The 24,713-nt window shown below is 75.7% G+C and carries 25 protein-coding genes; 7 read left to right on the forward strand and 18 right to left on the reverse strand.

The window, feature by feature from the left end; genetic code table 11:
• Positions 1 to 226: 226 nt before the first annotated feature.
• A complete protein-coding gene (locus I4I82_RS11870) occupies positions 227 to 1,420 on the reverse strand; it encodes an MSMEG_0568 family radical SAM protein (RefSeq protein WP_218591170.1) in 1,194 nt (397 codons plus the stop codon).
• Positions 1,421 to 1,474: 54 nt separating this feature from the next.
• Between I4I82_RS11870 and I4I82_RS11875 the strand changes: the two genes are divergently transcribed.
• Genes I4I82_RS11875 through I4I82_RS11890 form a run of 4 tightly spaced genes read left to right on the forward strand, consistent with a single transcriptional unit; the run spans position 1,475 to position 4,589 of the window.
• On the forward strand, positions 1,475 to 2,881 hold the full coding sequence (locus I4I82_RS11875; protein ID WP_218591171.1) for a YlbE family protein: 1,407 nt from the start codon (positions 1,475 to 1,477) through the stop codon (positions 2,879 to 2,881).
• Between the two features lie 48 nt (positions 2,882 to 2,929).
• On the forward strand, positions 2,930 to 3,598 hold the full coding sequence (gene nthB / locus I4I82_RS11880; protein WP_218591172.1) for a nitrile hydratase subunit beta: 669 nt from the start codon (positions 2,930 to 2,932) through the stop codon (positions 3,596 to 3,598).
• Positions 3,595 to 4,197, forward strand: a complete 603-nt coding sequence (gene nthA / locus I4I82_RS11885; RefSeq protein ID WP_218591173.1) for a nitrile hydratase subunit alpha — start codon at positions 3,595 to 3,597, stop codon at positions 4,195 to 4,197. The genes nthB and nthA overlap by 4 nt, the downstream gene beginning before the upstream one ends.
• Positions 4,194 to 4,589, forward strand: a complete 396-nt coding sequence (locus I4I82_RS11890; RefSeq protein ID WP_218591174.1) for a nitrile hydratase accessory protein — start codon at positions 4,194 to 4,196, stop codon at positions 4,587 to 4,589. Before nthA ends, I4I82_RS11890 begins: the two co-directional genes overlap by 4 nt.
• A 7-nt stretch (positions 4,590 to 4,596) precedes the next feature.
• Here the strand turns inward: I4I82_RS11890 and I4I82_RS11895 are convergent, their stop codons facing one another.
• The 3 genes from I4I82_RS11895 to I4I82_RS11905 are packed head-to-tail and all read right to left on the reverse strand — an operon-like array spanning position 4,597 to position 8,290.
• A complete protein-coding gene (locus tag I4I82_RS11895; protein ID WP_218591175.1) occupies positions 4,597 to 5,736 on the reverse strand; it encodes an MSMEG_0565 family glycosyltransferase in 1,140 nt (379 codons plus the stop codon).
• A 20-nt stretch (positions 5,737 to 5,756) separates the two neighbouring features.
• Complete coding sequence (locus I4I82_RS11900) at positions 5,757 to 7,295, reverse strand: AllF/FdrA family protein (RefSeq protein WP_225920579.1); 1,539 nt, start codon at positions 7,293 to 7,295, stop codon at positions 5,757 to 5,759.
• Positions 7,292 to 8,290 carry a carbamate kinase gene (locus I4I82_RS11905; RefSeq protein WP_218591176.1) on the reverse strand — a complete coding sequence of 333 codons (999 nt, stop codon included), beginning with the start codon at positions 8,288 to 8,290 and terminating at the stop codon, positions 7,292 to 7,294. The genes I4I82_RS11900 and I4I82_RS11905 overlap by 4 nt, the downstream gene beginning before the upstream one ends.
• A 117-nt stretch (positions 8,291 to 8,407) precedes the next feature.
• Here I4I82_RS11905 and I4I82_RS11910 point away from each other — a divergent pair, with 117 nt between their 5' ends.
• Positions 8,408 to 11,578, forward strand: a complete 3,171-nt coding sequence (locus tag I4I82_RS11910) for an ATP-binding protein (RefSeq protein WP_218595702.1) — start codon at positions 8,408 to 8,410, stop codon at positions 11,576 to 11,578.
• Between the two features lie 6 nt (positions 11,579 to 11,584).
• Here I4I82_RS11910 and I4I82_RS11915 read toward each other — a convergent pair whose 3' ends face one another.
• From I4I82_RS11915 to I4I82_RS11935, 5 genes are all read right to left on the reverse strand, one after another.
• Positions 11,585 to 12,070: an MSMEG_0567/Sll0786 family nitrogen starvation N-acetyltransferase gene (locus I4I82_RS11915; RefSeq protein ID WP_218590631.1), complete on the reverse strand. Its 486-nt coding sequence runs from the start codon at positions 12,068 to 12,070 to the stop codon at positions 11,585 to 11,587.
• Positions 12,067 to 12,684, reverse strand: coding sequence for a hypothetical protein (locus I4I82_RS11920; RefSeq protein ID WP_218590632.1), 618 nt, complete (start codon positions 12,682 to 12,684; stop codon positions 12,067 to 12,069). Before I4I82_RS11920 ends, I4I82_RS11915 begins: the two co-directional genes overlap by 4 nt.
• Before the next feature lie 88 nt (positions 12,685 to 12,772).
• Positions 12,773 to 13,258: an MSMEG_0572/Sll0783 family nitrogen starvation response protein gene (locus I4I82_RS11925; RefSeq protein WP_218590633.1), complete on the reverse strand. Its 486-nt coding sequence runs from the start codon at positions 13,256 to 13,258 to the stop codon at positions 12,773 to 12,775.
• 43 nt (positions 13,259 to 13,301) lie between these two features.
• Entirely contained in the window at positions 13,302 to 13,562 is a 261-nt protein-coding gene (locus tag I4I82_RS11930) for a hypothetical protein (protein WP_218590634.1), read from the reverse strand.
• 2 nt (positions 13,563 to 13,564) lie between these two features.
• On the reverse strand, positions 13,565 to 14,920 hold the full coding sequence (locus tag I4I82_RS11935) for an FAD-dependent oxidoreductase (protein WP_218590635.1): 1,356 nt from the start codon (positions 14,918 to 14,920) through the stop codon (positions 13,565 to 13,567).
• A gap of 118 nt (positions 14,921 to 15,038) precedes the next feature.
• Here I4I82_RS11935 and I4I82_RS11940 point away from each other — a divergent pair, with 118 nt between their 5' ends.
• Complete coding sequence (locus I4I82_RS11940; protein WP_218590636.1) at positions 15,039 to 15,617, forward strand: helix-turn-helix domain-containing protein; 579 nt, start codon at positions 15,039 to 15,041, stop codon at positions 15,615 to 15,617.
• Between the two features lie 20 nt (positions 15,618 to 15,637).
• Here the strand turns inward: I4I82_RS11940 and argH are convergent, their stop codons facing one another.
• The 6 genes from argH to I4I82_RS11970 are packed head-to-tail and all read right to left on the reverse strand — an operon-like array spanning position 15,638 to position 21,542.
• Positions 15,638 to 17,158 (reverse strand): argininosuccinate lyase, encoded by a 1,521-nt coding sequence (gene argH / locus I4I82_RS11945; protein WP_218590637.1) that lies wholly within the window; start codon positions 17,156 to 17,158, stop codon positions 15,638 to 15,640.
• Complete coding sequence (locus I4I82_RS11950) at positions 17,155 to 18,117, reverse strand: 1-aminocyclopropane-1-carboxylate deaminase/D-cysteine desulfhydrase (protein ID WP_218590638.1); 963 nt, start codon at positions 18,115 to 18,117, stop codon at positions 17,155 to 17,157. The genes argH and I4I82_RS11950 overlap by 4 nt, the downstream gene beginning before the upstream one ends.
• Positions 18,114 to 19,451 (reverse strand): class-II fumarase/aspartase family protein, encoded by a 1,338-nt coding sequence (locus I4I82_RS11955; protein WP_218590639.1) that lies wholly within the window; start codon positions 19,449 to 19,451, stop codon positions 18,114 to 18,116. Before I4I82_RS11955 ends, I4I82_RS11950 begins: the two co-directional genes overlap by 4 nt.
• Positions 19,436 to 20,362, reverse strand: a complete 927-nt coding sequence (locus I4I82_RS11960; RefSeq protein ID WP_218590640.1) for an XcbA family protein — start codon at positions 20,360 to 20,362, stop codon at positions 19,436 to 19,438. The genes I4I82_RS11955 and I4I82_RS11960 overlap by 16 nt, the downstream gene beginning before the upstream one ends.
• Positions 20,359 to 21,144: a phosphosulfolactate synthase gene (locus tag I4I82_RS11965; RefSeq protein WP_218590641.1), complete on the reverse strand. Its 786-nt coding sequence runs from the start codon at positions 21,142 to 21,144 to the stop codon at positions 20,359 to 20,361. Before I4I82_RS11965 ends, I4I82_RS11960 begins: the two co-directional genes overlap by 4 nt.
• Positions 21,145 to 21,197: 53 nt before the next feature.
• Positions 21,198 to 21,542, reverse strand: a complete 345-nt coding sequence (locus tag I4I82_RS11970; RefSeq protein ID WP_218590642.1) for a hypothetical protein — start codon at positions 21,540 to 21,542, stop codon at positions 21,198 to 21,200.
• Positions 21,543 to 21,619: 77 nt separating this feature from the next.
• Between I4I82_RS11970 and I4I82_RS11975 the strand changes: the two genes are divergently transcribed.
• Entirely contained in the window at positions 21,620 to 22,018 is a 399-nt protein-coding gene (locus tag I4I82_RS11975; protein ID WP_218590643.1) for an OsmC family protein, read from the forward strand.
• On the opposite strand, the gene larC is transcribed toward I4I82_RS11975, so the two are convergent.
• Genes larC through larE form a run of 3 tightly spaced genes read right to left on the reverse strand, consistent with a single transcriptional unit; the run spans position 22,011 to position 24,699 of the window.
• The gene (gene larC / locus I4I82_RS11980; protein ID WP_226370003.1) at positions 22,011 to 23,162 is read right to left on the reverse strand and encodes a nickel pincer cofactor biosynthesis protein LarC; all 1,152 of its coding nucleotides are present in this window, start codon (positions 23,160 to 23,162) and stop codon (positions 22,011 to 22,013) included. The genes I4I82_RS11975 and larC overlap by 8 nt on opposite strands.
• The gene (larB, locus tag I4I82_RS11985) at positions 23,159 to 23,857 is read right to left on the reverse strand and encodes a nickel pincer cofactor biosynthesis protein LarB (RefSeq protein ID WP_218590644.1); all 699 of its coding nucleotides are present in this window, start codon (positions 23,855 to 23,857) and stop codon (positions 23,159 to 23,161) included. The genes larC and larB overlap by 4 nt, the downstream gene beginning before the upstream one ends.
• Complete coding sequence (gene larE / locus I4I82_RS11990; RefSeq protein WP_218590645.1) at positions 23,854 to 24,699, reverse strand: ATP-dependent sacrificial sulfur transferase LarE; 846 nt, start codon at positions 24,697 to 24,699, stop codon at positions 23,854 to 23,856. The genes larB and larE overlap by 4 nt, the downstream gene beginning before the upstream one ends.
• Between the last annotated feature and the right edge of the window lie 14 nt (positions 24,700 to 24,713).

Genomic DNA, 24,713 nt, shown 5'->3' on the forward strand with positions numbered 1-24,713 from the left:
ACCGCCAGGTCACACTCCCGACGACCACCCGGCGGAGATCACCGGAACCGCGCCCACACGGACCTCCCCACGACCCTGACGTCCCTTCTCGGCGATCTCGACCGGTGGCCACGCAGCGGGATGGGCGGGACGGTGCCGCCGGCGGCGATCTCGACCGCCGGGCGGGGCGGACGGGACATCGCCGCCGCGGGCAGGACCGGCACGGGCCGCGCGCCGGGAGCCGGATTCAGGGACGGCTGCCGATCTGCAGCAGCGTGGGCCCACCACCGGCCCCACCCCCGGTCGGGCCGCAGGGCGGGGCGGAGCCCGCCTGCTGCACCAGGTTCAGCGAGGAGCAGGCCTGGCAGCGGGCGCAGCCTGCGACGGCCGTGTCGGCGCCGAGCCCGCGCTCGGCCAGGAACGCCGCGACCTTGCGGTAGATCGGCTCCGTGTACTCCCGCGACGGGGCGGGGACGTCCTGCATCAGCGACCCGGCGACCGGCCGGAAGGGCACCACGAACGGGTAGACGCCGATGTCGACGGCCCGCTTGCACATGGCCACGGTGAGGTCGGGGTCCTCGCCCATACCGAGGATGACGTAGGTCGACACGCGGCCCTCGCCGAACAGCTCGACGGCCCGCTCCCAGGTGCGGAAGTAGCTGTCGATGCCGGTGCGGAACTTGCCGGGGGCGATCCGGGCGAGCACGGCGGGGTCGAACGACTCGACGTGCACGCCGACGGAGTCGATGCCCATGTCGTGCACGCGGTCGAGCACCGACAGGTCGCGCGGGGGCTCGAACTGCACCTCCACCGGCAGCCCGGCCGCCTCCTTCACCGCCTGCCCGCAGCGGGCGACGTACAGCGCGCCGCGGTCGGGCGCGACCGACGAGCCGGTGGTCAGCGTGGCGTCGACGGCGCCGTCGAGCTCCTTCGCGGCCACGGCGACCTCGGCCAGCATCTCCGGCGTCTTCTTCGCGATGGTGCGGCCCGCGGCCAGGGACAGCCCGATGCCGCAGAAGCCGCACTGGTCGGCGTTGCCCCAGTAGTTGCAGGCCTGCACGACGGTGGAGGCCAGCGAGTCCAGGTGCAGCAGCGCGATCTGGTGGTACGGGACGCCGTCGGCGGTCTGCAGGTCGTAGAACCGGGGCCGGTCGGTTCCGGAGACCGAGGCGACCTTGCGGCCGTCGCGGTAGATGCTCTGCCCCTCGTCGTCGGCGAGGAGCCGGTACGGCGACGTGGGGCTCGGCGGGACCGTGACCGGCACGCCCTCGATCCACATCATCCCCGAGTCCGACGGCCCTGCGCCCCCGGTGCGGGAGGTGGCCAGTTCGGTGTCGATCCGCAGCCCCACCGCCTGCAGATCCATGATGAGAGCGGCGACGGCCGCCGGATCGGCAGCCCCGTCGCCGCGGGGAGGAGCACCGTTGAGGACGTCGGTCATGCGTCTACTATAGTAGAAATGCCTCGCTGCACCCACCCCGACGAGAGGCCTGCGATGCCGGTCACGACACTGCCCGATCCGATCGCCGTGGTGAACATCGGCCTGCCCATGTTCGCCGACGCCGTGCGGGCGCAGGACCGGCCGGTGCAGCAGGTCGACTGGCGCATCCCCGCCGACGGCGATCCCGCCGCCGTCCGCGCGCTCACCTCCCTCTACGGCCGGCACGCGGCCACCGTCGACGCCGCCAACGCCGAGGTGGTCCGCCGGCTCGACGAGGGCGTGCCGCAGCTGGTCGGCACCGCGACCGTCGCGGACGTCCCCGGCTTCGACGGCCGGACGCTGCTGCACTGCGGCCCGCCGATCGAGTACGGGCAGGCGTGCGACCCGCTGCAGCGCTCGATGCGCGCCGCGACCGTCGCCGAGGGCTGGGCCGACGACGTCGCGGGCGCCGACGACCTGCTCCGCCGGGGCGCGGTCGCGCTGTCCCCGGCCAACCACCACGACACCGTCGTGCCGATGGCCAGCGCAGTGGGACCGTCGCAGCCGGTGTTCGTCGTCACCAACGCCGAGGGCGGCACGCGCGCCTTCTCACCGCTCAACCAGGGGCCCGGCGAGGTGGCCTGGTTCGGGCGCGACACCGACGCCGCGATCGAGCGGCTGCGCTTCCTGGCGACGACGGCCGGACCGGCCGTGGCCGCGATCCTGGAGGCGGCGGGCCCGCTCGACGTGCTGGCGATCGCGAGCCAGGGCATCACCATGGGCGACGACCTGCACATGCGCACGCAGGCCGCCACCAACCTGCTGACGCGCACCTGGCTGCCGCACATCGCGGCGCTGCCCGATGCGGTGCGCGCCCCGTTCGGCGCCTACCTCGGTGCCAACCACCTGTTCTTCCTCAACCTCGCGATGGCCGCTGCGAAGTCGTTGCAGCTGCACGCCGGGCAGGTCGAGGGCTCCAGCATCGTCACCACCATGTCGCGCAACGGCACCACGTTCGGCATCAAGCTCTCCGGCACCGACGAGTGGCGGATCTGCCCCGCCCCGCCCGTCGGCGAGGCGCTCTACTACTCGGGCAACGGCCCGGAGACGAGCGCGCGCGACATCGGCGACAGCGCCGTGCTGGAGCTGACCGGGATGGGCGGGCCCGCCGCGGGCGGGTCGGCCGCCGTCGCGGCGTTCCTGGGCGGCTCGATGGCCGACGCCGCAGCGGCCACCGCGGGCTTCCGCACGATCTGCGCGGGCACCAGCAGCCGGTTCACCCTGCCGCCGCTGGAGTTCGCCGGCACCCCGCTGGGCGTCGACGTCCGGCGCGTCGTCGAGACGGGCACGACCCCGAAGATCACGACCGGCATCCTGCACGTCAGCGCCGGCACCGGCCAGGTGGGCGCGGGGGTGGCGACGGCGCCGCTCACGTGCTTCTCCGACGCCCTGCTCGACCTCGCGGCCCGGCTGGACCGCTGACATCCTGCTGGACCCCGCACCGACCGAGAAGCGAAGGAAGGACGAGCCATGGACGGGATCGCCGACATGGGCGGCACCGACGGATGGGGCACCGCCACCGCCCCGCGCCGGGACGAACCGCCGTTCGCCGAGCCGTGGGAGGGGCGGGCGTTCGCGCTGACGCTGCTGTCCATGGGACGGATCTCCGGCCGCAACCTCGACGCGTTCCGGCACGCGCTGGAGCGCCTGCCCCGCGAGGCCTACCTCGACGACGGGTACTACGGCCGCTGGCTTAACGCCGCCGAGCTGATGCTCACCGAGAGCGCGATCCTCGCGCCCGGCGCCGTCGACGCGCGGGCGCGCAACCTGCAGGGCGGGCAGGTCGAGGAGCCGCCGGCGCCCGACGAGCCGACCAAGCCCGACTACGCCGCCACCGGACCCGGCTCGCTGCGCGAGGTGCCCGAGGCGCCGCGGTTCGCCCCCGGTGACCGGGTGCGCGCCAAGGACGTGAGCCCCGTCGGCCACACCAAGCTCCCCCGCTACGTGCGCGGGCACGTGGGCACGGTCGAGGCCGTGCAGCCCGGGCACCTGCTCCCCGACACCCACGCCCACTTCGAGGGCGAGAACCCGCAGCACGTCTTCACCGTCGCCTTCGACTCCCACGACCTGTGGGGGCCGGACGCGGAGTCCTTCTCCCTGACCATCGAACTCTTCGACAGCTACCTGGAGCCGGCATGACCACGTCCGCGGACCCCGGAACCGAGCGCCTGTCCCCGGCGCTCCGCACGGAGGCCCTCGAGCAGCTGCTCACCGAGCGCGGCCTCGTCGACCCGAAGGTGATGGACGGGTTCATCGCCAACTACGAGACGAAGGTCGGCCCGCTCAACGGGGCGAAGGTCGTCGCGAAGGCGTGGACCGACCCCGAGTACCGCGCGCGTCTCCTCGCCGACGGCACGGCGGCCATCAAGGAGCTCGGCTTCAGCGGGCCGCAGGGCGAGCACATCGTCGTCGTCGAGAACACCGCGCAGCGGCACAACGTCACCGTCTGCACGCTGTGCTCCTGCTACCCGTGGCCGGTCCTGGGCCTGCCCCCGTCGTGGTACAAGGACCCGGCCTACCGCGCGCGGGTCGTCCGCGAGCCGCGGAAGGTGCTCGCCGAGATGGGCCTGGAGCTGGCCGACGACGTCGAGATCGTCGTGCGCGACTCCAGCTCCGAGGTGCGCTGGCTGGTGCTGCCCGAGCGGCCCGCGGGCACCGAGGGGCTCTCCGAGGAGGAGCTGGTGCCGCTGATCTCCCGCGACGCGCTGGTGGGGGTCGCGAAGGTCGCGGCGCCGTGAGCGCGGGCACCGTCCAGCGCGAGGCCCCGCTCCCCTACGACGGCGTGGCCGCCCCGCCGCGCTCCAACGGCGAGCTGGTCTTCACCGAGCCGTGGGAGTCGCGGGCGTTCGGCATGGCGGTGAGCCTGCACGACGCGGGCGCGTTCGCGTGGCCGGTGTTCCAGCAGGCGCTGATCGCGCGCGTCGCCGAGTGGGAGGCGGCGCACCCCGAGGGGGGCGACTACCGCTACTACGAGCAGTGGCTCTCGGCGCTCGAGGACGTCCTCGACGGCGGCGGCACCGTCCCGCTCGCCGAGGCCCGGACCCGCGCGGGCGAGCTCGCCGGCCGGCCCGCCGGGTACGACCACGAGCACGCCCCCGGCGAGGGCCACGGCCACGGGCACGGCCACTGACCGACGCTCAGCCCGGCACCGGCGCGGTCAGCTCCGCGTAGACCTCCCGGTGCCGGGCGGCGCTCGCCTCCCAGGTGTAGCGCGGCAGCACCGCCCGCCCGCCCGCGACGAGACGCTCCCGCAGGGCGGCGTCGTCGAGGAGGCGGCCCAGCGCGGCCGCCAGTGCCGCGGGGTCACCGACGGGCGGCAGCAGCGCGTCGCGGCCGTCGGCCAGGTACTCGGCGAAGACCGGCAGGTCGGAGGCGACGACGGGCAGCCCGGCGGCCAGCGCCTCCAGCACGACCAGCCCCCAGCCCTCCTTCACCGACGGGAAGCAGAGCACGTCGGCGGCGTGGTACCAGCCCGCGAGGTCGGCGTCGGACACCGTGCCCAGCAGCACGACGTCCTCCCCGAGCACCAGCCCCAGGTCGGGCAGCGCCGCGAGGGCGGCGTCGCGGTAGGCGGTGTAGTCCTGGAAGGAGTGCCCGCCGACGATCGCGAGCGTCGCCACCGGGCCCCGCTCCCGCTTGAGCCGCCCCAGCGCCTCGAACGCGTGCCGGGTGCCCTTGCGGGGCTCGATCCCGCCGACGCCCAGCAGCAGGGCGCGCCCCGCCGGGATCCGCGACCGCAGCTCGGCGACCCGCTCCGGGCCGGGTGAGGCGAACCGGGCGGTGTCCACGCCGTTGGGCACGACCGTCGCCTCGCGGCCGTACTCGTCGCGCAGGATGGCCCGCCACTGCTCGCTGACCACCAGTACCCGGTCGGGCTCGGCGATGGCCGCGCGCTGGCAGTCGACCAGCGCGCGCGTCGTGAAGTCGTCGACGTGGTGCACGGTGCGCACGACCGTGACCGCCGCGCCGGCGTCGCGCACGCGGACCGCGGCGCGGGCGGCGATGCAGTCCTGGGTGTGCAGCACGTCGAACGCGCCCGCGAGCCCGGTCAGGCCGGTCTCCAGGGTGTCGATCGCGGCGAACACGCGTTCGTCGAGCGTGGTGCCGGAGTGCGAGGGCCCGGCGAGGACGGTGTGCGGCACCGGCGTCGCGCGCGGCAGCCCGGCGGCGGGGTCGCCGAGCGCCACGAGGTGCACGTCGACCCCGTCGGCGTGCAGCGCCTCCGCGATGCCGAGGGTGTGGACGAACCCGCCACGCGGCTTCGTCGAGTGCGTCACCAGCGCCACCCGCGGCCCCATCAGAGCGCCCTCGCGGCGATCTCGGGCTCGCGGCGCGCGAGCGCGGCGGCGGCCAGCGAGGCACGGGCACCGGTGGCCGTGACCAGGCATCCGGCGTCGACGAACGCGGCGCGCTGGCGCTCGCGGTTCTGCGGGTCCTGGTCGGTGCCCAGCACGTGGATCACGATGGCCGGGCCGCCGTCGGCGACGATCCGCGCGCACTCGGGGGCCAGCTCTGCGGCCGGGTCGTCGTGCGCGCCGTACCCGAGCACGACGTCGAGCACGATCGCCGCGACGTCCGGGTCGGCGCCCGTCGCGCGCAGCAGCTCCAGGCGCGCCTGCGGGTCGATCATCGGGTGCGGGCGGCCCTTCGTGAACTCCTCCTCGCCCAGGTCGAGGCACGTGTGGGCGCCCGCGGGGGCGGGCAGTCCCAGGCCCTCGCGCAGCGGGGTGTTGGAGTGGACGTCGCCCAGGGCGTCGGCGAGCACGACGAGCGACTCGTAGCAGAGCGTGCCGCCGGAGAACAGGCCGCGCACCAGCGTGCGCCGCTCGGGCAGCCGCGCGGCCGTCGTCCGCACCTCCTCGACGAGCCCGGAGGTGACGTCGGGCTCGGACGCGCCCGCGATCCGCGCCATCGCGACGGCGCCGGCCTCCAACGTCCGCGTCACCGTGACGCCGGGCGGGGCCTCGAAGTCCTCCGGCACGCCGATCAGCGCGGCGACGAGCGGGGTGTCGCCCGCGGCGGCGAGGACCTCGCGGGCCACGTCCACGTCCGGCGGCTTGGACACCAGCAGGATCGCGTCGGTGCCCTCGTCGGCGGCGAGCCCGCCCACCGCGGCGATCGCCATGCGGCCGGCGACCCGGGCGCCGAGGTCGCGCCCGCCCAGGCCCACGACCTGGGAGATCCCGACGCCCCACCGGTCGAGCAGCGTCGCCACCTCCTGCGCGCCCGTGCCCGCCGCGGCGACGACCGCGACCCGCCCGGGCGCCACGACGTTGGCGAAGCCCAGGCAGGTGCCGCCGAGCATCGCCGTGCCCGCGCCCGGCCCCATGACCAGCAGCCCGAGCTCGACGGCCCGGTCCTTGAGCGCGATCTCGTCCTCGACGGGCACGTTGTCGCTGAACAGCAGCACGTGCAGGCCCGCCGAGAGCGCCTTGTGCGCCTCCAGCGCGGCGTAGTCGCCGGGTACCGACACCACGGCGACCGTGCTGTCGGGCTGGCGGCGCAGGGCCTCGTCGAGCGTGGTGGCCGGGGGCAGCGACGCCTCCGCCGAGCCGCCGCCGCGCGCGGCGAACAGCGCCTGCTCGCCCGCCTCCAGCGCCGCGTCGACGGCGTCCTGCACCTCGGCCCGGACGGCGAGGACGAGGTCGTTCGCGCCGGCGCCGCTGAGGTCGCCGGGGTCGAACCCCTCCTCCTCCAGCGTCGCGACGTTGGTCGGGGTCGCCATGGCCGCGCTGGCCCAGTCGACGCCCTCGACCGCGCGCAGCGCCCGTGTGCCGGACAGCTGCATGATCGAGTCGACGTAGGTCTCGGGGTGGACGGTCAGGTAGTGGATCATGATGCCGCTCCGACGCTCGACGGGGGGACGATGCGGGTGGTGACGCTGCCACCGGGGACGATGCGGGTGCCCACCGCACCGGGCGGGCCGCCCTCGAGCGAGGAGCAGGCGTGCTCGACGTCGGTGACCACGGCGGTGCCGCCGGTGGCCTGGACGAAGCGGGTGGCGGCGCGCATCTTGGGCCCCATGCTGCCCTCCGGGAACTGCCCGGCCGCGGCGTGCCCCAGCGCCTCGTCGGTGGTCATCTCCCCGACCTCGCGGGCCTGCGGGGTGCCGTAGTCGAGCATCACCCGCGGCACGCCCGTCACCAGCATCAGCACATCGGCGCCGAGCGTGCTGGCGAGCTTCTCGGCCGCGAGGTCCTTGTCCACGACCGCGTCGACGCCCGTCAGGACGTGCCCGTCCTGCACCACCGGGATGCCGCCGCCGCCCGCCGCGACGACGACCGACCCGCGGTCGACGAGCGCCCGGATGTCGTCGATCTCGACGATCCGCCCGGGCTCGGGGGACGCCACGAGCCTGCGGTAGCCCCGTCCCGCGTCCTCGCCGACGGTCCAGCCGCGCTCGCTCGCCTGCCGCTGCGCGGTCTCCTCGTCGAGGAAGGGCCCGATCGGCTTCGTCGGCCGCGCGAAGGCCGGGTCGGCGGGGTCGACCACCATGTGCGTGACGACGGCGACGACGCCCGGCAGGCGACCGCCGCCCGCCTCGTGCAGGGCGAGGGTGATCAGGCACCCGAGCTGGCCCTCGGTCATCGCGCCCAGCCAGAACAGCGGCATCTCCGGCACCCGGTGCGCCGCCTCCTCCTGCTGGATGGCGAGGTTGCCGACCTGCGGGCCGTTGCCGTGCACGATGACGACGTTCCACCCGGCCTCACGCATCCGGCAGACGGCCCGGGCCATCGCGCGGGCGTTGGCCGTCTGCTCGGCGTGGGTGCCGGTCTCGCCGCTGCGGGTGATCGCGTTCCCCCCGAGAGCGACGACGACGGTTCTGGGCATGATGGGTGGGGCCCTTCGTGGAGTGGATTCACCATGAGAGAGGGATTTCCATCATAGTAGACGACCGGCCGACAGCCTGGTCCGAACGCGGGCGTCAGCACGGGTAGAGTCGGCCATGTGGGTCAGCCCCTGCGGCTCTGCCTGCTCGGCTCCTTCACCGTCGAGGGTGAGCTCTCCGGACACGTGCCCGTCGGGAAGGCCCGTCGGGTGCTCGCCGTGCTCGCCGCACGGAGGGGTGAGTTCGTCCCGATCGAGCACCTGGTCGACGCGCTCTGGGAGGACCACCCGCCCGACCGCGCCGACCGCAACGTCGCCGCGCTGATCAGCCGCCTGCGCCGAGCGCTGGGCCGGCCGCTCATCGAGGGGTCCGCCGCCGGGTACCGGATGGCCGCCGACCTCGTCGCGGTCGATCTGCTGGAGGCCGCCGACCTCGTCGCCACCGCCGAGCTGGAGCTCGGCCAGGGCCGCTTCGCGCTCGCCTCGACGAGCGGCGAGCAGGCCGCCAAGCTGCTCGACGCCGACGTCGCGCTGGCCGGGGAGCACGAGGACCGGTGGGTGCGCGACCTGCGCCGCTCGGTCCGCGCCCTGCTGCACCGCGCCCGCACCGCGTGGGCGGCCGCCGCGCTCGAGCTCGGCGCGCTCGACACGGCCGTGCAGGTCGCGACGGCCGTCCTGCGCCTCGACCCGTTCGACGAGGGCGCCTGCCGCACGGTCATGCTCGCCCACCAGCGCGCGGGCCGTCCGGGCAACGCGCTGCTCGCCTACCGGTCGCTGCGGGAGTCCCTCGCCGAGCACCTCGGCATCGACCCCTCCCCCGCGACGCAGGCGCTGCACCTCGCCGTGCTGCGCGCGGAGAGCGACCCGCCCGCCCCGGCCGCCCCCGCCCCCGCGGCCGACCCGGGTCTCGTCGGGCGCGACGCCGAGCTCGGCCGGCTCCGCGACCTGTGGGCGGACGCCGCGGCGGGCAGGCCCGGCGCGGCCGTCCTCACCGGGGAGGCGGGGATCGGCAAGACCGCGCTGGCCTCGGCGCTCGCGGCGGAGGTCCGGCGCGCCGGAGCGCTCGTCGTCGAGGCCACCTGCTTCGAGGCCGAGCGGTCGCTGTACCTGCAGCCGCTCGTCGACCTCGTGCGGGCGATCGTCCACCGCACCACCCCGGCCGAGGTGCGCGAGCTGGCCGGCGCACGTCTGGGCACGCTGGTGGAGCTCGTCCCCGAGCTGACCGACCTGGTCGGGCCGGTGCCCTACGAGCGGGCGGCGCCCGAGGTCGAGCACCGCCGCAGCGTCGACGCCGTGGGCGGCTTCCTCACCCGGCTCGGCGCCCGGGTGCCCGTGCTGCTCGTCGTCGAGGACCTGCAGCACGCGGGGCAGTCCACCGTGGAGGCGCTGCACGTCCTCGCCGCCCACTGGCAGGGCGCACGCGTGCTGCTGCTGCTCACCGAGCGGACCGACGAGTCGCCCGACGTCACCGCACCGCTGCGCGACCTGGCGACCTGGATCCCGCTCGGGCCGCTCACGCGGGCCGACGTCGCCGTGCTCGTCGCGCGCAGCGGCCGCGGCCACGACCCCGGCCGGGTGTGGTCCTGGACGGGCGGGTCGCCGCTGTTCCTCTCCGAGCTGCTGCGCCTGCCCGTCGGGGACGGCGAGGACCCGCCCGCCGTGCCCCCGACGCTGCACGACGCCGTCGCCGCTCGACTCGACCACGCCGGCGACGCCGTCGCGCACCTGCTCGCCCAGTGCGCCACGCTCGGCACCACCGTCGTCCTCGACGACGTGGCCGCCCTGTCCGGCCTCGACGTCGAGGACTGCGCGGCGCGGGCCGACCGGGCGATGCGCGCGGGGCTGCTCACCGTGCAGGGCGACAGCTTCCGGTTCGCCAACGACATCGTCCGGCGCGTCGCCTACGAGTCGGTGCCCGAGCCCGTCCGCGTCAACCGCCACCGCCGCGCGGCCCGCCTGCTGGCCGACCGGCCCGAGGCTGCGGCGCAGCACCTGGCGGCGGCGGGCGACCCGCGGGGCGCGGCCGCGGCCTGGCTCGCGGCCGCCGACGCCGCCGACGTGTCCTTCGCCCACACCGACGCCGAGCGCCTGCTCGGCTGCGCCGTCGACGCCGCCCTCGCCGGCGGCGACACCGCACAGCTGGTGGCGGTCCACCTGCGGCGCGGGCACGTCCGGCGCGACCTGGGCCGCCCCGCCGACGCCCGCGAGGACCACGAGCGGGCGCTGGCGCTCGCCCGCGAGCTGGGCGACCTCGAGCTGGAGGCCCGGGCGCTGGAGCAGCTGGGCTGGACCGCCCTCTACGCCCGTGACGCCGCCGTCGCGGTCGACTTCGCCGAGCAGGCCACCCACCTCGCCGAGTCGGCCGCCGCCGCCCCGCGGGCCCTGCCGTCGGCCACCCTGCTGCTGGGGCGGGTCCGGCACTGGGACGGCGACTACGCCGGTGCCGCCGCGGCCTACGACGACGTCCTCTCGGCGTCGGGCGAGGACGCCACCACCGCGATCGCGCTCGCCTACCGCGGCGCCCTGCTCCAGCACCAGGACCGCTTCGACGAGGCCCGCACCGTCCTGGCCAGGGCGGCGGTGCTGTGCCGGCGCACCGGGGAGTTCCGGCCGCTGCTGCAGACCCTGTTCTTCACCGCGCTCGCCCGCGGCGACTCCGGCGACTTCGGCGGGGCGCTGCGCTCCCTGGACAACGCCCGCCGCCTCATCGACGCCGAGAACCTCGGCTTCTACCGCGCGGGCATCGAGACGACGACCTCGTGGATGTGGCAGGAGCTGGGCCAGGTCGAGCGCGCCCGCGAGCACGCCGTGCGCGCCGTGGAGCTCGCCCACCGCGGCGGCGGCGCGCTGGAGCTGGAGCAGGAGCTGCACGCGCTGCTCGCGGTGGCCGACTGCGACCTCATGCTGGGTCGCCCCGACGACGCCGCGGCCGCCGTCGAGCAGGCCGGACCGATGCTGGAGCGCTCGCTGCCGTTCCGCTCGCGGGCCACCATGCGCCTGGTCGAGATGCGGGCCCGGTGGGACCGCTCGGAGGCCGAGCGGCTGCTCGACGTCGCCCGCCGCTACTCCTCGCCCAAGTACGTCGCGCTCGCCCTGCACCACATGGGGCGGCCCGCCGAGGCCGCCGAGATCGCCACCGGCACCGGCTCCGACCTGCTGGCGGCGCAGCTCGGCGCGCCCGCGGAGCGCGCGGCGGCGCTCACCCGGATCGCGGCGGCGCTGCCCGCGGCGGCGCGCGAGTCGTTCACCGCCGGGGGCAGGTTGGTGCTCCCGGCGCCGCGCACCCGCTGAGCGCGCTCAGCGCAGACCGATGGCCATCCGCACGTGGGGGATGCCGACGTAGAGCTCCGGCTCGGCCAGGCGCTCCCAGCCCAGCCGGCGGAAGAACACCTCGTTGGGCTGCTGCACGAGCGCGACCATCCGGTCGCCGCCGCGCGCGCCGGCCGTGGCCACGGCGAAGCGGACCAGCGCGATCCCGAGCCGCCCGGCGCGGCGCCCGGGCAGCACGGCGAGGCGGTCGCCCTTCCACTGCCCGGGCCCGACGGGGTAGAGCCGCACGCTGCCCGACGGGCGGCCGTCGGCCAGGCCCAGGACGTGCAGCGTCGACGGGTCGTCGTCGAGGGCGTCGCGGTCGGAGCCGGCGAAGACGCCCTGCTCCTCGACGAACACGGTCCGCCGCACGGTGTGGTGGGCGGCCAGCTCGTGGTCGTCGGCGACGAGCCGGCAGACCTCACGGGGGGCGTCGACCTCGGCGACCGGGTCGAGCGGCCGGGCGGTCGTCACGCCCCGTCGCCGATCTCGGCGCGGTAGCGGTGGAACTCCGCGATCCACGGCTCGCGCCGGGTGAACGACGCGCCGCGGGGCGGGACCACCCCGGCCTCGATCACGTCGACGCGGTAGGGCTCCGGCGACCAGGCGTCGACCGTGGCGCGGATCTCGACGCCCGACGCGACGTGCAGGTGGGTGCAGCAGGCGACGCCGCCGGGGCCGCCGGTGACGTCCTCGATCGCCTCGGGGCCGGCGAGCACCGCCCACGCGGAACCGGTCGCCCTGGCCCCCTCGATGGCGGCGTGGTGCTCGCGGCGGACCTCCTCGGCGATGAGGTCTCGCTCACGCATCCCGCAGGCGACGCCCACGAGCAGACCGGCCGGGACGGCGCCGGGCCGCAGGCCGCACTCGGCGAGGAACGCGTCCGGCGCGGCCATGACCGCGACCAGCGCCGGCAGGTCGGCGTCGCGCCTGCCCAGCTCGGTCGCGAGCGCGCCGATCGTCTCCACCGCCCCGGCGTAGGACGGCGGGTCGTTCATCAGGGTGGGGAACAGGGACTCGCCCGCCGCCCTCCACCGGCTGCGCCACGCGGCCACGTCGGCGGAACCGGGAGCGGAGAGGGGGTCCATGGATGCGGACGATGTCACGGTGGTACCTCCGGACGCCGGGCCGGGACCGGGAGGGGACGGTCCTGGCCCGGCGGTCACCGAGCGGGTGTCAGAGGGTCCAGGTCTGCATGACCAGCGCGCCCTCGCGGCGGGCCGTGAGGTTGCAGTCGAGCACGTCGAGCGGGTGCATCGGGATGACGCCCTCGATCAGGTCGGTCTCGCGCATGCCGTAGAGCGCGGCCATCGCGAAGCGGCAGGCGTAGACCTTGCCGCCCTCCTTGATGAACGTGCCGAGCTGGTTGTTGAAGTTCATGTGGCCGGGGAACGCCTCGGCACCGACGGTCGGGAAGCCGCGGGTCGCCGACGCCATCAGCACGCCGGGGCCGTAGAGCACGATGCTGGTGTCGAAGCCCTTCCGGTTGATCCGGGTGGCGGTCAGCATGTTCACGAAGCCGACCGAGCCCTCGAAGGGCACGGTGTGCATGAAGATGTAGGCCTTCTCGCCCTCGTTGGCCTGGACGTCGTCGAACAGCTTCTCGTCGTAGTCGACGATGACGTCGCCGGTGTTCGGGCGCTCGCCGATGATCTGAGCCACGGTGGTTCTCCTTCTGTGCGGGTGGGTGGTGGAGCTGTCGCGGTCAGACCGCTGGTCCTCGTGACCGGGGCGGGGGCGCCCAGGTCTGCCGGTGGCTCCCGGGCATCGCGCGCATGATCCGGCTGCGGAGCGACCACGGGAGCAGTGCGTAGACGGGAGCGAAGATCCGCAGCCAGAAGATCTCCCGGAGCCCCTTCGGCGCCCGCGGCGGCGGCGAGCCCAGGGTGCGGGCGAGCTTCGCGTGGGCGGCGACGAGGAGGTAGTGCTCGGAGTTGCTGCGCAGCCAGCCGAAGAAGGACGCCACCGCTACTTCCCCTTCGCGGCGGCGACGCCGTTGGTCGCGGCCACCACGATCGGCTCGTTGAGCGCGCCGATGGCGGGCGAGTAGACGTTCTCCATGGTCGACAGGTCGTGCAGCGTCATGCCGAACCGGATCGCCTGGGCGAGGAAGTCGGCGCGCTCCTTGATGCCCTCGCCGCCGCCGATCATCTGCGCGCCGATCAGCCGCAGCGTGCCCGGCTCGGCGAGCAGCTTGACCTTCACCGGCTGCACGCCCGGGTAGTAGCGGGCGCGCGAGATGCCCTGCGCCTCGCCCTTGACGTAGGGGATGCCGAGCGCGGTGGCCGTGGCCTCGCCGAACGAGGCGCCGCCGATGACCCACTTGCCGGCCGGCGTGCCCCACGGGACGTAGACGGCCCGGTAGGAGCGGTCGCCGCCGCCCGCGTTGGTGCCCGCCGTCTTGCCCTGCGCGTAGGCGTGCGACCCGGTGAGCCCCTGCAGCGGGGTGCGGGTCAGCCCGTGCGGGATCTCGACGACGTCGCCCGCCGCCCACACGTCCGGGGCGGAGGTCTTCATCCTCTCGTCGACGATGATCGCGCCGGTGGAGCCGAGCTTGAGCCCCGCGGCCTCGGCCAGCGCGGTCTCGGGCGTCTTGTGCGTGGAGATGACGACCAGGTCGGCCGTGATCTCGCCGCCCGAGGTCTTCACCGCGCGGACCTTGCCCTCGGCGTCGCCGAGGAACTCCTCGAGCGTGGTGTTGAAGTGCAGGTGCACGCCGAGCTCGCGCCAGGACTCCTCGACGGGGGCCATGATGTCGGGGTCGGCCATCATCGACAGGGCGTAGGGGTTGGGGTCGATCAGGTGGGTCTCGACGCCGCGGTGGGCGAGTGCCGTGACCATCTCCAGCCCGAGCGGGCCGGCCTCCACGACCACGGCCGCCTTGGTCTCGGAGATGACCTTGTCCCACTCCATGGCCTTGCGGATGTTCTTGACGTAGTAGAGGCCCTGCAGGTCACCGCCGGGGACACCGGGGTCGGCGTAGTTCCAGCCGGTGGCGATGACCAGGCTGTCGTAGCGGACCGCACCCTCGCCCGCGACCGTGACGGTGTGGGCCGCCGTGTCGATGGCGGTCACCGCCGTCTCGTAGTGCACGTCGATGCCGGCGTCGACGTAGGCCTGCTTGCCCGCGAGGAACAGCCGCTCGAAGTCGGGGATCTCGCCGCCGTGGACGTAGGGGATCCCGCAGGGGCTGTAGGCGACGTCCTCGAACTCGGTGTAGACGACGACGTCGGCGCCGGGATCGGCGGCCTTGACCCCCCCGGCGGCACCCAGTCCCGCGGCGCCTCCCCCGATCACGACAGTGCGCCGCGGTGCTGCTGACACGTGGAGACCCTTTCGCTGGAGCGTCCTACTCTGGGCAGGATCACATCCGGAGTTTTCCTATCAGGAACGGATTTCCACGATACTATAACTGGTGGCCCTGTCAACCAGTGGAGGACCGATGCCCAGCAACCCGCTGCCCGCCCTGCCGGACGCTCCGTCGGGGTGGGAGGACGTCGTGGGGTCGATCGGGCCCAAGGTGCGCGTGCTGCGCCTGGAGCGCGGCATGACGCTGCAGCAGCTGGCCCGCGCCGCGGAGGTCTCCACGGCGTCGGTGCACAAGGTCGAGCGCGGGGACATGGTCCCCACGATCACGACGCTGCTCAAGATCGCCGGGGCCCTGGGCGCGCCGATCCGGCACTTCGTCGAGGACGACGACACCGCCCCGACCGCCGTGCTCACGCGGTTCGCCGACGGGATCGCCGTCGGCCCCGTCACGATCACCGGGTCGCCCGACCGCTTCCGCGCGCGCGGCACCGTGGCCCGGCTGGAGCCCGGCGAGCAGCGGCCCGGCCTGCGCCGCGCGGGCGAGACGCTGCTGATCGTGCTGGAGGGCCGGCTCGACGTGGAGGTGGCCGCCGACCGCTACGAGGTCGCCGCGGGCGAGGCCCTGCACTTCCCCTCCGGCCTGGAGCACCGCTGCGGCAACTCCTCCGGTGCGCCGGTCGAGGTCGTCGCCGTCGACGTGCCGGAGAGCTGACGCCACCTCTGCACTCCCGCTCAGCCGGCCGCACCCGCACCGGCCCGGGCGCGCGCCACCAGCTCCTCCTCGGCGGCCGCGAACCCGGCGGTCCGCTCCACCGCCGCGGCGCCGATCCCCTCGAGGGTCCCGCGCAGGTCGGCGACCATGGACGCCACCGCGTCGGGCGCCGCCCCGCCCTCCGCGCGCCGCGACGCCACGATGGAGCGCGGGTCGAGCACGTCGGACAGGTCGGCGTCGGCGAGGCCCCAGTCGCGTCCGGTGTGGGCCAGTGCGGCGTCGTCGAGCATCCGGCCGGTGATCGCCGACCCCGGGACGCCCGCCTGCGCCGCCGCGCGCACCGTGTTGCCGACCACGACGTACGCGGTCCGGTAGTCGACGCCGACCAGCCCGACGAGGTGCTCGGCGAGGTCGGTGGCCTGGGTGTAGCCGCGGTCGAGCTCCTCGCGCATCCGGTCGGGGTTGACCCGCAGCGTGCGCACGACCCCGCCCATCAGCCGGGTGATCCGCAGGCCCAGTTCGAGCGCCCGCGGCACCTCCCCGTAGGCGAAGATCAGGTTGTCGCTGCGCGCGGACGGGCTCTTGGTCACCGCGAGGAAGCCGGTGAGCCGGCCGATCATCACCCCGGACGCGCCGCGCACGATTGCCAGCGCGTAGGGGTTGCGCTTCTGCGGCATGAGGATGCTGGAGCGGCTGTAGGCGTCGGCCAGGTCGACGAAGTCGAACTCGCTGGAGGAGAAGATCTCCAGGTCCTCGGCGAGCTTGGAGAAGTTCGACAGCAGGCTCGCCGTGGTGGCGAGGATGTGGACCAGCCCGTCGACCTGCCACATGGCGTCGCGGGTGTGCGGGATGACCGACCGGAAGCCCAGCGCGGCCGCGATCGGCGCGCGGTCCTCGAGCAGCCGGGTGCCGTTGACGCAGCCCGCGCCACCCGGGCTGGTGTCGATGCCGTCGAGCTCGTCGAGCAGCCTGCGGGCGTCGCGGACGGTGGGGTAGACGAACGAGAGCAGGTAGTGCCCGAACGTCGAGGGCTGCGCCTGCTGCAGGTAGGTCTGGTCGGGCAGCAGGGTCGCGGCGTGCTCCTCGGCGCGGTCGACGAGGTCGAGCGACGCGCGGACGGCCTCCTCGACGAGCTCGGCGAGCGCGGCGCGCAGGTGCAGCCGCAGCGCGACGCGGGCCGCCTCCCGCCGCGGGCGCCCGGCGTGCAGCCAGCCGGCGACGTCGCCGATGCGGGAGACGAAGTACCGCTCGCGGGAGTTGTAGGGCTCGCCGAAGGAGGGGTCGTAGGGGAAGTCCTCGGGCGCGATGTCGCAGACGTCGAGCAGCAGCGCCAGCAGCGTGCGCTCGGCGTCGGGCGGCACGATCCCGCGCCGCGCCAGGTCCAGGACGTGCGCGAGGTCGGCGAGGTTGAGGCCGTGGTGCAGGAACGCGGCGTCGGCGTTCTCGATCTCGAAGCCGGACTCGATCAGCTCCGGCGCCGGACCGGAGCGGGGGAAGCCCTCCGGCCGGGACCGGCGGGCCCGGGCCTGCGGGGTCGTCATGGGGTCGTTCCTCTCTCGTCGTCCTGCAGGTGCGCCACGGCGGGCACGGTGCCGCCGGTGTGCCACCACAGGACCGGGTCCGGCGGGTGGGCGAGCAGCAGGTCGACCGCGGCGGAGAACGCCTCGGCGCCGTAGGTGGTGTCCAGCAGCCAGCCCTCGGTGTGCAGCGCGAGCCGGGCGCGCTCGTCCTCGAGCGGGGTGGTGCGCCCGAAGCCGGGCCCGCGGGCGTCGACCAGGCGCAGCTGGGCGGGATCGGGCGGCGCGGTGCCCCGCAGCGCCGCGCACTCGCGGGCCAGGGCCAGCACCGACGCCCGCACCGCGTCCGGCGGGCGGCTCACCGAGACCCCGACGACCGGGACGTCGAGCCCGCAGGCGGCGAGCCCGGCCAGGAGCCCGGAGACGCTGCCGCCGGAGCCGACCGGAAGCACGACCGCCGACGGCCGCCGGCCCGCGAGCTGTGTGGCGAGCTCGGTCGCGGCGTCGGCGAAGCCCAGGGCGCCCACCGCGGTCGACCCGCCGCGCGGCACCGCGACCGCGGGCGTGCCGGACGCCGTCAGCGCGGCGGCGCGCTCGGCGGCGAGCACGTCGACCTCCTCGCGGTCGAACCGGCCGGTGGGCCGCACGCACGCCCCCGCCGCCCGCGCGAGCGCGACGTTCGGGGCCCCGTCGGGGTCGCCCCACAGCACGATCTCGCAGCGCATCCCGGCGACGCGGGCGGCGAGCGCGGCGGCGGCGCAGAAGTTCGACCCGGGGCCGCCGCCGGTGACGAGGACCTCCGCACCGGCCAGGCGGGCCGCGCCGACGAGGTGCTCCAACGGACGCGCCTTGTTGCCCGCGACACCGAACCCGATGAGGTCGTCGCGCTTGACCAGCAGCGGGCCGCACCCGAGCTCCTCGCTGAGCCGCGGCGCCTCCACCAGCGGGGTCGGCAGGACGGCCAGGGGGAACCGCGGCGTCATGCCCGCCCCCGCGCGAGCGCCGCCCGCGCGAGCACGACGTCGACCATCGCGCCGCAGGCGTCGACGGCGCCGGCCGAGCCCCACTCGCGCACCTCCTCGGCCGTGGCGACCCCGCGGGCCGCCAGCGCGGCGGCCGGGTCGGCCGCTTCGTCGCGCAGGACCTCGTGCAGCACCTGCTGCGCGCGGTGCTTGCCCAGCCGCACCGACAGCCCGGCGAGGATCCGCTCGCTGTCGAGCCCGCCGAAGCGCTCGACGGTGGCCGCCATCGCCTCCGGGTGCACCTCCAGGCCGCCGAGCAGGCCGCGCGCGAGCCGCAGCGCGGCCGCGGTCAGCTGGCAGACCTCGGGGAGCGCGACCCACTCCGCCTTCCACGACCGGCCGTCGCGCTCGTGCCCGCCGACCATCCCCTCCAGCAGCACCGCCGACGACGAGCGGGCCAGCCGCGCGAGCGTGTCGAGGTGCTCGCCGGTCTCGGGGTTGCGCTTGTGCGGCATCGTGATGCTGCTGACGGCGCCGGGCGCGGCCGGCTCGGCCAGCTCGCCGATCTCCGGGCGCGCCAGCTCGTAGACCTCCACGCCGATCCGGGCGAGCGTGCCGCAGACCATCGCCAGCACCGCGCCGAACTCGGCGACGCGGTCGCGCGCGGTCAGCCACGACATCCCCGGGTCGGCCAGCCCGACCTCCGCGCAGAAGCGGCCGCGCAGCGCCGGGCCGTCGGCCCCGAAGAAGGCCAGCGCGCCGACCGCGCCCGCGAGCTGCCCGACGCACCACCGGGGGCGCCCCTCGTCGAGGCGGTCGAGGTGCCGGCGGACCTCGTCGGCCCACGAGGCCACCTTGAACCCGAACGTGATCGGGGCGCCGGGCTGGCCGTGGGTCCGCCCGGCCATGACGGTGTCGCGGTGCTCGGCGGCCAGGGCGAGCAGCAGGCCCTCGCAGGCCAGCAGGTCGCGCCGGACGAGGTCGCCGACGTCGCGCAGCACCGTGCCGAACCAGGTGTCGGTGAGGTCCTGCACCGTCGCGCCGACGTAGACGTGCTCGCGCAGGTCCTCGGGCAGCACCCGGGACAGCCCGCGGATCAGGCCGAGCGTCGAGTGGGAGGTGGCGCGGGTCTGCTCGGCGACGAAGTCCAGGTCGAGCGCCTCGACCCGTGCGGCCGCAGCCAGCCGGTCGGCCGTGCCGGGCGGCACGACACCGGAGGGCTCCTGGGCGCGGGCCAGCGCGACGAGGATGTCGAGCCAGCGCTGCAGCATCGGGACCTCGTCGAACAGGGCGTCGGTCTCCGGCGAGCCCCACAGGTGCGCGTAGAGGCGCGAGGTCGTCAGCCGGGTCGCCACGTCGGCGCCTCCCGCTCGACGAGGCCCTGCAGCGCCGTCCGCACCATCTCCAGCGACGCCCCCCACGGCACCGACGTCCAGCCGTCGCCGGACTCCACGTGCTCCTCCTGCAGGCAGCACTTGGTCAGCACCGGCTCGGGCGGGCGCGTGCCGGGCAGCCCGGCCTTCGGGCAGAAGTCGACGGTCGGCGGGTCCTCGCCGTAGAAGTGCCGGTGGATCTGGCGCGAGCGCGCGCAGCCCAGCAACGTCCAGTCGGCGTGCTCGGGGTGCTCGTCGAGGTAGGACACCTGCGCCCCGGGCACCTCGCCGCCCGAGCCGCGGCACGGGAGCAGGTAGTGCGGGGCCGGGGCGGAGGCGGCCAGGTCGGCGAGCCGGACCGACCGCGCGACGAGCTCCACCGGGGCCAGGTCCTCCAGCACCGCGACGACGCGCGCGGCCTGGTCGGCGAGCTTGCCCGGCTCGGGCGGCACGACGTCGCGCACGACGACCCGCAGCGGGGCGGGCTCGAGGATGAAGTTGACGTGGGCGTAGCGGCCCTCCACCACCACGACGCGCGCACCGGGCGCGTGCTCGCGGGCCGCGGCGGCCAGCGCGGTGGGGATGCCGGTGTCGACATCCGGGTCGACGACGTAGGCGCACTCGTCGGGCCCGGCGACCATCCGCACGTCCACGACCGGCGAGAACAGCGGCTCCGGCGACGCCCGCTCGACCTGCAGCACGGCGGTCGGGCCGGGCTCGGCCGGGTCGTGGCGGGCGACGACGAACCGCGTGCGGCGGTAGGCGTCGCGGCCCAGGAAGTGCGCGCGCAGGGACTCCGCGTCCAGCCCGACCTCCCGCGGCACCGTCGACACGGCGACCCCGCGGTAGCGCAGCGGGACGAAGTTGGGGCCCGCCGGCGCGTCCGCGGTCACGCGGGTTCCGCGCCCGCCGCGCTCCGCACCGTCGGCGAGGCGGTGTCGGACCGGAGCCCGAGCCGCAGCGTCTCGACCGACAGGACGTCGCCCGGGGTGATGTTGCCCAGGTTCACCTCGGCGCCGAACCGGCGGATGAACCACGCCTGCTGGCTCGCCCGCGGCGCCTCGAACACCACCCGCTCGACGCCCACCGCGGCCGCGACGGCCTCGACGACGTCGGGGCGCACCCGCCCCTGGTCGTCGAAGGTGCCGACGGTGCCGCTCTGCCGGCCCTCGGTGACGACCAGCGAGGCGCCGGCGTCGAGGTCGGCGAGGCACTCGGCAGGCCAGGTCCGCGCGGCGTGCATCTCCCCCGGGGCCTTCGACCCGACCTCGGCGAGCACCGAGAAGTCCCGCGCCGCCCGCGCGATCAGCTCGGCCTTCTCCGGCAGCGACATGGACACCGTGCCGCGGGAGACCTCGACGCGGGCGAAGCCGTGGTCGCGCGCCCAGGCCAGGCACTCGACCGCGCGGCCCTGGGCCCAGGCGATCTCGAGGAGCGTGCCGCCCAGGCACAGGTCGACGCCCGCGGCGGTCAGGGCTGCGACCTTGCGGTCCAGCGCCGCGTCGACGTACGCGGTGCCCCAGCCGACCTTCCAGATGTCGATCAGCCCGCCGGCGCCGGCGAGGACGTCGTCCACCGCGGACGGTCCGACGCCGCCGTCGAGCACGTGTGTGAGACCTGCGGTGCGGGGCTTGCCGGACCGCGCCGCCAGGTCGAGGAAGTCGGTGTCGGACACGAACCCACCCTAGATCCGATAAGTGAACTACTTCTACTATCCGATACGTGACCCTAGCCCGTGATCAGGTCCAGCATCGTCGTCCGGCCCGCCCGGGCGCGCAGCGCCGGAGCGTGGCGGTCGACGATGTCCGCCGCCAGCACGAAGGCCCGCTCGGCGCGGTCGGGGTCGGCCCAGTGGTGCCGCTCGGCGAAGGTCGCCCACTCCTGCGGCCCCACGAGGCGCTCCCGGGGGTGCTCGAGCTCGTGCCAGGTCACCGCGAGCTCGATGAGCTCCAACAGCGCGTCGGTGTCGGTGTCGACCGTGAGCAGGCGGTCGTGGTGGGCCCGGCGCGCGCCGCCCGGACAGGCGTCGCGGCAGGGCACCAGCCGGAGCGGGGCGTGGACTGCAGCGGTCATCGACGTCTCCTGTCTGCTGTGATGCCGCGCACTCTCGCGCGAACCGGTTGCACCGGTGTTGCACGAGGGGACCGGGCGTGAGCGCGACGGAGCGGAGCGTGTCGGCCCGCTGGACGGGCGGGCTGCGGGCCGAGGTCGACGCGGGCGGCTTCGAGGTCCTCTCCGACGAGCCGGAGTCGGTCGGGGGCACCGGTTCCGGACCCCAGCCGACCGAGCTGCTGCTGGCCTCCATCGCCTCCTGCTTCACGATCGCGCTGGCCTGGACGGCGGCGAAGCGCGAGGTGGAGCTCGCGGGCCTGGCCGTCGACGTCACCGGCACCTACGACGGGCCGCGGTTCCGCGCGTTCCGCGTCGACGTGCGCGCCGACTCCCCCACCGGTGCCGACATGCAGAAGCTCGTGGAGGCCGCGAAGCGGGTCTGCTACGTCACGCGCACCCTGGCCGAGCCGCCCGAGATCACGTTCACCGTCACGTGACCGCGCGCGCCGCCCGCGCGGCGACCTCGCGCAGCGGGAGGTCCAGCGCAGCGGCGGCCGCGACCAGGTCGTCGTGCTCGGGCTTGGCCCCCCACGGGCCGTGCTTGACGCGGACGACGTGCCCGCCGACGTCGACGGTGCTCGTCCGGCGGGGCAGCGCGCGCCGGTCGACGGTGCGCCGGCGCACCCCGAGGCTGCCGGTCTCGCGCAGCAGCAGCGTCTCGCAGGCCGCCGCCCGCTCCGGCGTCACGAGCAGGTGGACGGTATGGCCGGGCCGCGACTTCTTCATCGTCACCGGCGTGATCCACGCGTCGGCGGCGCCGGCGGCGAGGGCGCGGTCGAGCACGTGGCCGAGGACCTCGCCGGACACGTCGTCGACGGTGGTCTCCAGCAGCGTCATCGGCGTGACCTCCCCCGGCGTCCCGGGGTCGGGAGCCGTGCCGAGCAGCGCCTGCACGACGTTGGCGCGCCCGGGGTCGTCGCGGCCCCCGGCGCCGTAGCCGACGGCCGACACCGTCATGTCCGGCACCGGACCGAACCGCGTGCCCAGGGCCAGCAGCAGCGCCATCCCGGTCGGCGTGACGGTCTCGCGGTCACCGCCCGCGGTGACGGGCGCGCCAGCGGCGGCGACCAGCGCCGCCGTGGCCGGGGCGGGCAGCGGGATGATCCCGTGCGCCGTCCGCACCGTCCCGGTGCCCATCGGCAGCGGGCCGCAGCGCACGGCGTCGACGTCGAGCAGGGCGAGAGCGGCGGCCACCCCCACGGTGTCGACGACGGTGTCGACGCCCCCGATCTCGTGCAGGTGCACCTGGTCGACCGGCACGCCGTGCAGCCGCGACTCGACCTCCGCGATCGCGGTGATCGCCCGCCGCGCCGTGGCGGCCACCCCGGCGGGCCGGGCGCGCGACACGATCTCCAGCAGGTCCGCCGCGCGCCGCTCGGGCGGCTGCGCCTCGACGCGGACGGTCGCGCGCGTGGCCCGCAGCGCCCCGCGCCGCACGTCGGTGACCTCGAGGTCCCAGCCCGTCAGGCCGGTGGAGGCGACGGCCTGCCGGACGCCGTCGACGGGCGCGCCCAGCCCGATCAGCGCGCCCAGGAGCATGTCGCCGGAGACGCCGCCGACGGGGTTGAGCCAGACGATCACCGGTCGGCCCCGCGGGCGACGGCCCCGGCGAGGCGGCGGGCGGCCATCGCGGCGCCGAACCCGGAGTCGATGTTCACGACCGTCACGCCGGCCGCGCACGAGGTGAGCATGGCCAGCAGCGCCGTCACGCCCTCCAGCGCGGCGCCGTAGCCGACCGACGTCGGCACGGCGATGACCGGGCGGCTCACCAGCCCGGCGACGACGCTGGGCAGCGCCCCCTCCATCCCCGCGATGCAGACGACGGCGTGGGCCGACTCGATGCGCCCGCGCACGGCCAGCAGCCGGTGCAGCCCGGCGACCCCGACGTCGGCGACGGCGTCGACCGTGAGCCCGACGGCCGTCGCGACCGCCCCGGCCTCGGCGGCGACCGGCCCGTCCGACGTGCCGGCGGAGACGACGGCGAGGCGGAACCCGAGCGGGGCGGCGGGCCGCCAGACCAGCAGCCGGGCATCGGGGTCGTGGTGCCCGCCGGGCACGGCGGCCAGCACCTCGCGGGCCGTGCCGGGCTCGACGCGCGTCACGAGGACGGGACCGGTGTTGGCCGCCAGCAGGGTCGCGACCACGGCGGCGACCTGGTCGGGCGACTTGCCCGGCCCGTAGACGACCTCCGGCAGGCCCGAGCGGGCCTCGCGGTCGGTGTCGGGGCGGGCGAAGCCCAGGTCGGCGAACCCCGGATCGGTAGGACCGCCGGTCATCGCGCGCCGACGGTCGGCACCCCGAGCAGGACGTTCATGCCGCCGCTGCGGAACCCGTCGAGGTCCAGCGCGCAGAACGCGAACCCGGCGTCCCGCACCGCGGCGACGACGTCGGCGCGCAGGTCCAGCGCGCGCCCGAGCTCCGCGGCCGGCACCTCCACCCGCCCGACGGTGCCGGAGGCGTGGGCGCGCACGCGGCACTGGCCGAACCCGAGCGCCGCCAGCGCGTCCTCCGCGCTCTCGACGCGCGCGAGCACGTCGGCGGTGACGGGGTCGCCGTAGGCCACGCGCGAGGACAGGCAGGCCGCGGCGGGCTTGTCGGCGGTGTCGAGCCCGAGGCGGCGGCTGATCGCGCGCACCTCCGCCTTCGTCAGCCCGACGTCGACCATCGGCGCGATCGCGCCCCGCTCGGCCGCCGCGCGCTGACCCGGCCGGTGGTCGCCGAGGTCGTCGAGGTTGGTGCCGAGCGCCACCACCGCGCCAGCGAAGGCCGCGAGCGGCGCGACGGCGTCGAAGAGGGCGGACTTGCAGTGGTAGCAGCGGTCGCCCGCGTTGGCGACGTAGCGCGGGTCGGCGAACTCGTGCGTGCGCACCTCGACGTGGGCGAACCCGCGGTCGGCCGCGAACGCCGCGGCCCGGCGCCGCTCCGACTCGGGCAGGCTCGGCGACACCGCCGTGACGGCGAGGGCCCGCGCGCCCAGCACCTCGTGGGCGAGGGCGGCGAGCAGGGCCGAGTCGGCGCCGCCCGAGTAGGCGACGACGACGCCGGACTCCTCGGCGAGCCGGGCGCGCAGGTCCTCGGCCCGGCGGTCCACGTCGGCGGGCGGAGCGGTGCGCGGCATCGGGTTCCCTTCGC

This window comes from Pseudonocardia oceani (genome assembly GCF_019263585.2).
Classification (GTDB): Bacteria; Actinomycetota; Actinomycetes; order Mycobacteriales; family Pseudonocardiaceae; genus Pseudonocardia; species Pseudonocardia oceani.

What these genes read in the sequence shown, in the direction of transcription:
- I4I82_RS11870 (WP_218591170.1), bottom strand. Translation starts at nt 1,420, where the DNA reads ATGACCGACGTCCTCAACGGTGCTCCTCCCCGCGGCGACGGGGCTGCC.
- I4I82_RS11875 (WP_218591171.1), top strand. Translation starts at nt 1,475, where the DNA reads ATGCCGGTCACGACACTGCCCGATCCGATCGCCGTGGTGAACATCGGC.
- nthB (WP_218591172.1), top strand. Translation starts at nt 2,930, where the DNA reads ATGGACGGGATCGCCGACATGGGCGGCACCGACGGATGGGGCACCGCC.
- nthA (WP_218591173.1), top strand. Translation starts at nt 3,595, where the DNA reads ATGACCACGTCCGCGGACCCCGGAACCGAGCGCCTGTCCCCGGCGCTC.
- I4I82_RS11900 (WP_225920579.1), bottom strand. Translation starts at nt 7,295, where the DNA reads ATGATCCACTACCTGACCGTCCACCCCGAGACCTACGTCGACTCGATC.
- I4I82_RS11905 (WP_218591176.1), bottom strand. Translation starts at nt 8,290, where the DNA reads ATGCCCAGAACCGTCGTCGTCGCTCTCGGGGGGAACGCGATCACCCGC.
- I4I82_RS11920 (WP_218590632.1), bottom strand. Translation starts at nt 12,684, where the DNA reads ATGGACCCCCTCTCCGCTCCCGGTTCCGCCGACGTGGCCGCGTGGCGC.
- I4I82_RS11940 (WP_218590636.1), top strand. Translation starts at nt 15,039, where the DNA reads ATGCCCAGCAACCCGCTGCCCGCCCTGCCGGACGCTCCGTCGGGGTGG.
- argH (WP_218590637.1), bottom strand. Translation starts at nt 17,158, where the DNA reads ATGACGACCCCGCAGGCCCGGGCCCGCCGGTCCCGGCCGGAGGGCTTC.
- I4I82_RS11950 (WP_218590638.1), bottom strand. Translation starts at nt 18,117, where the DNA reads ATGACGCCGCGGTTCCCCCTGGCCGTCCTGCCGACCCCGCTGGTGGAG.
- I4I82_RS11970 (WP_218590642.1), bottom strand. Translation starts at nt 21,542, where the DNA reads ATGACCGCTGCAGTCCACGCCCCGCTCCGGCTGGTGCCCTGCCGCGAC.
- larB (WP_218590644.1), bottom strand. Translation starts at nt 23,857, where the DNA reads ATGACCGGCGGTCCTACCGATCCGGGGTTCGCCGACCTGGGCTTCGCC.
- larE (WP_218590645.1), bottom strand. Translation starts at nt 24,699, where the DNA reads ATGCCGCGCACCGCTCCGCCCGCCGACGTGGACCGCCGGGCCGAGGAC.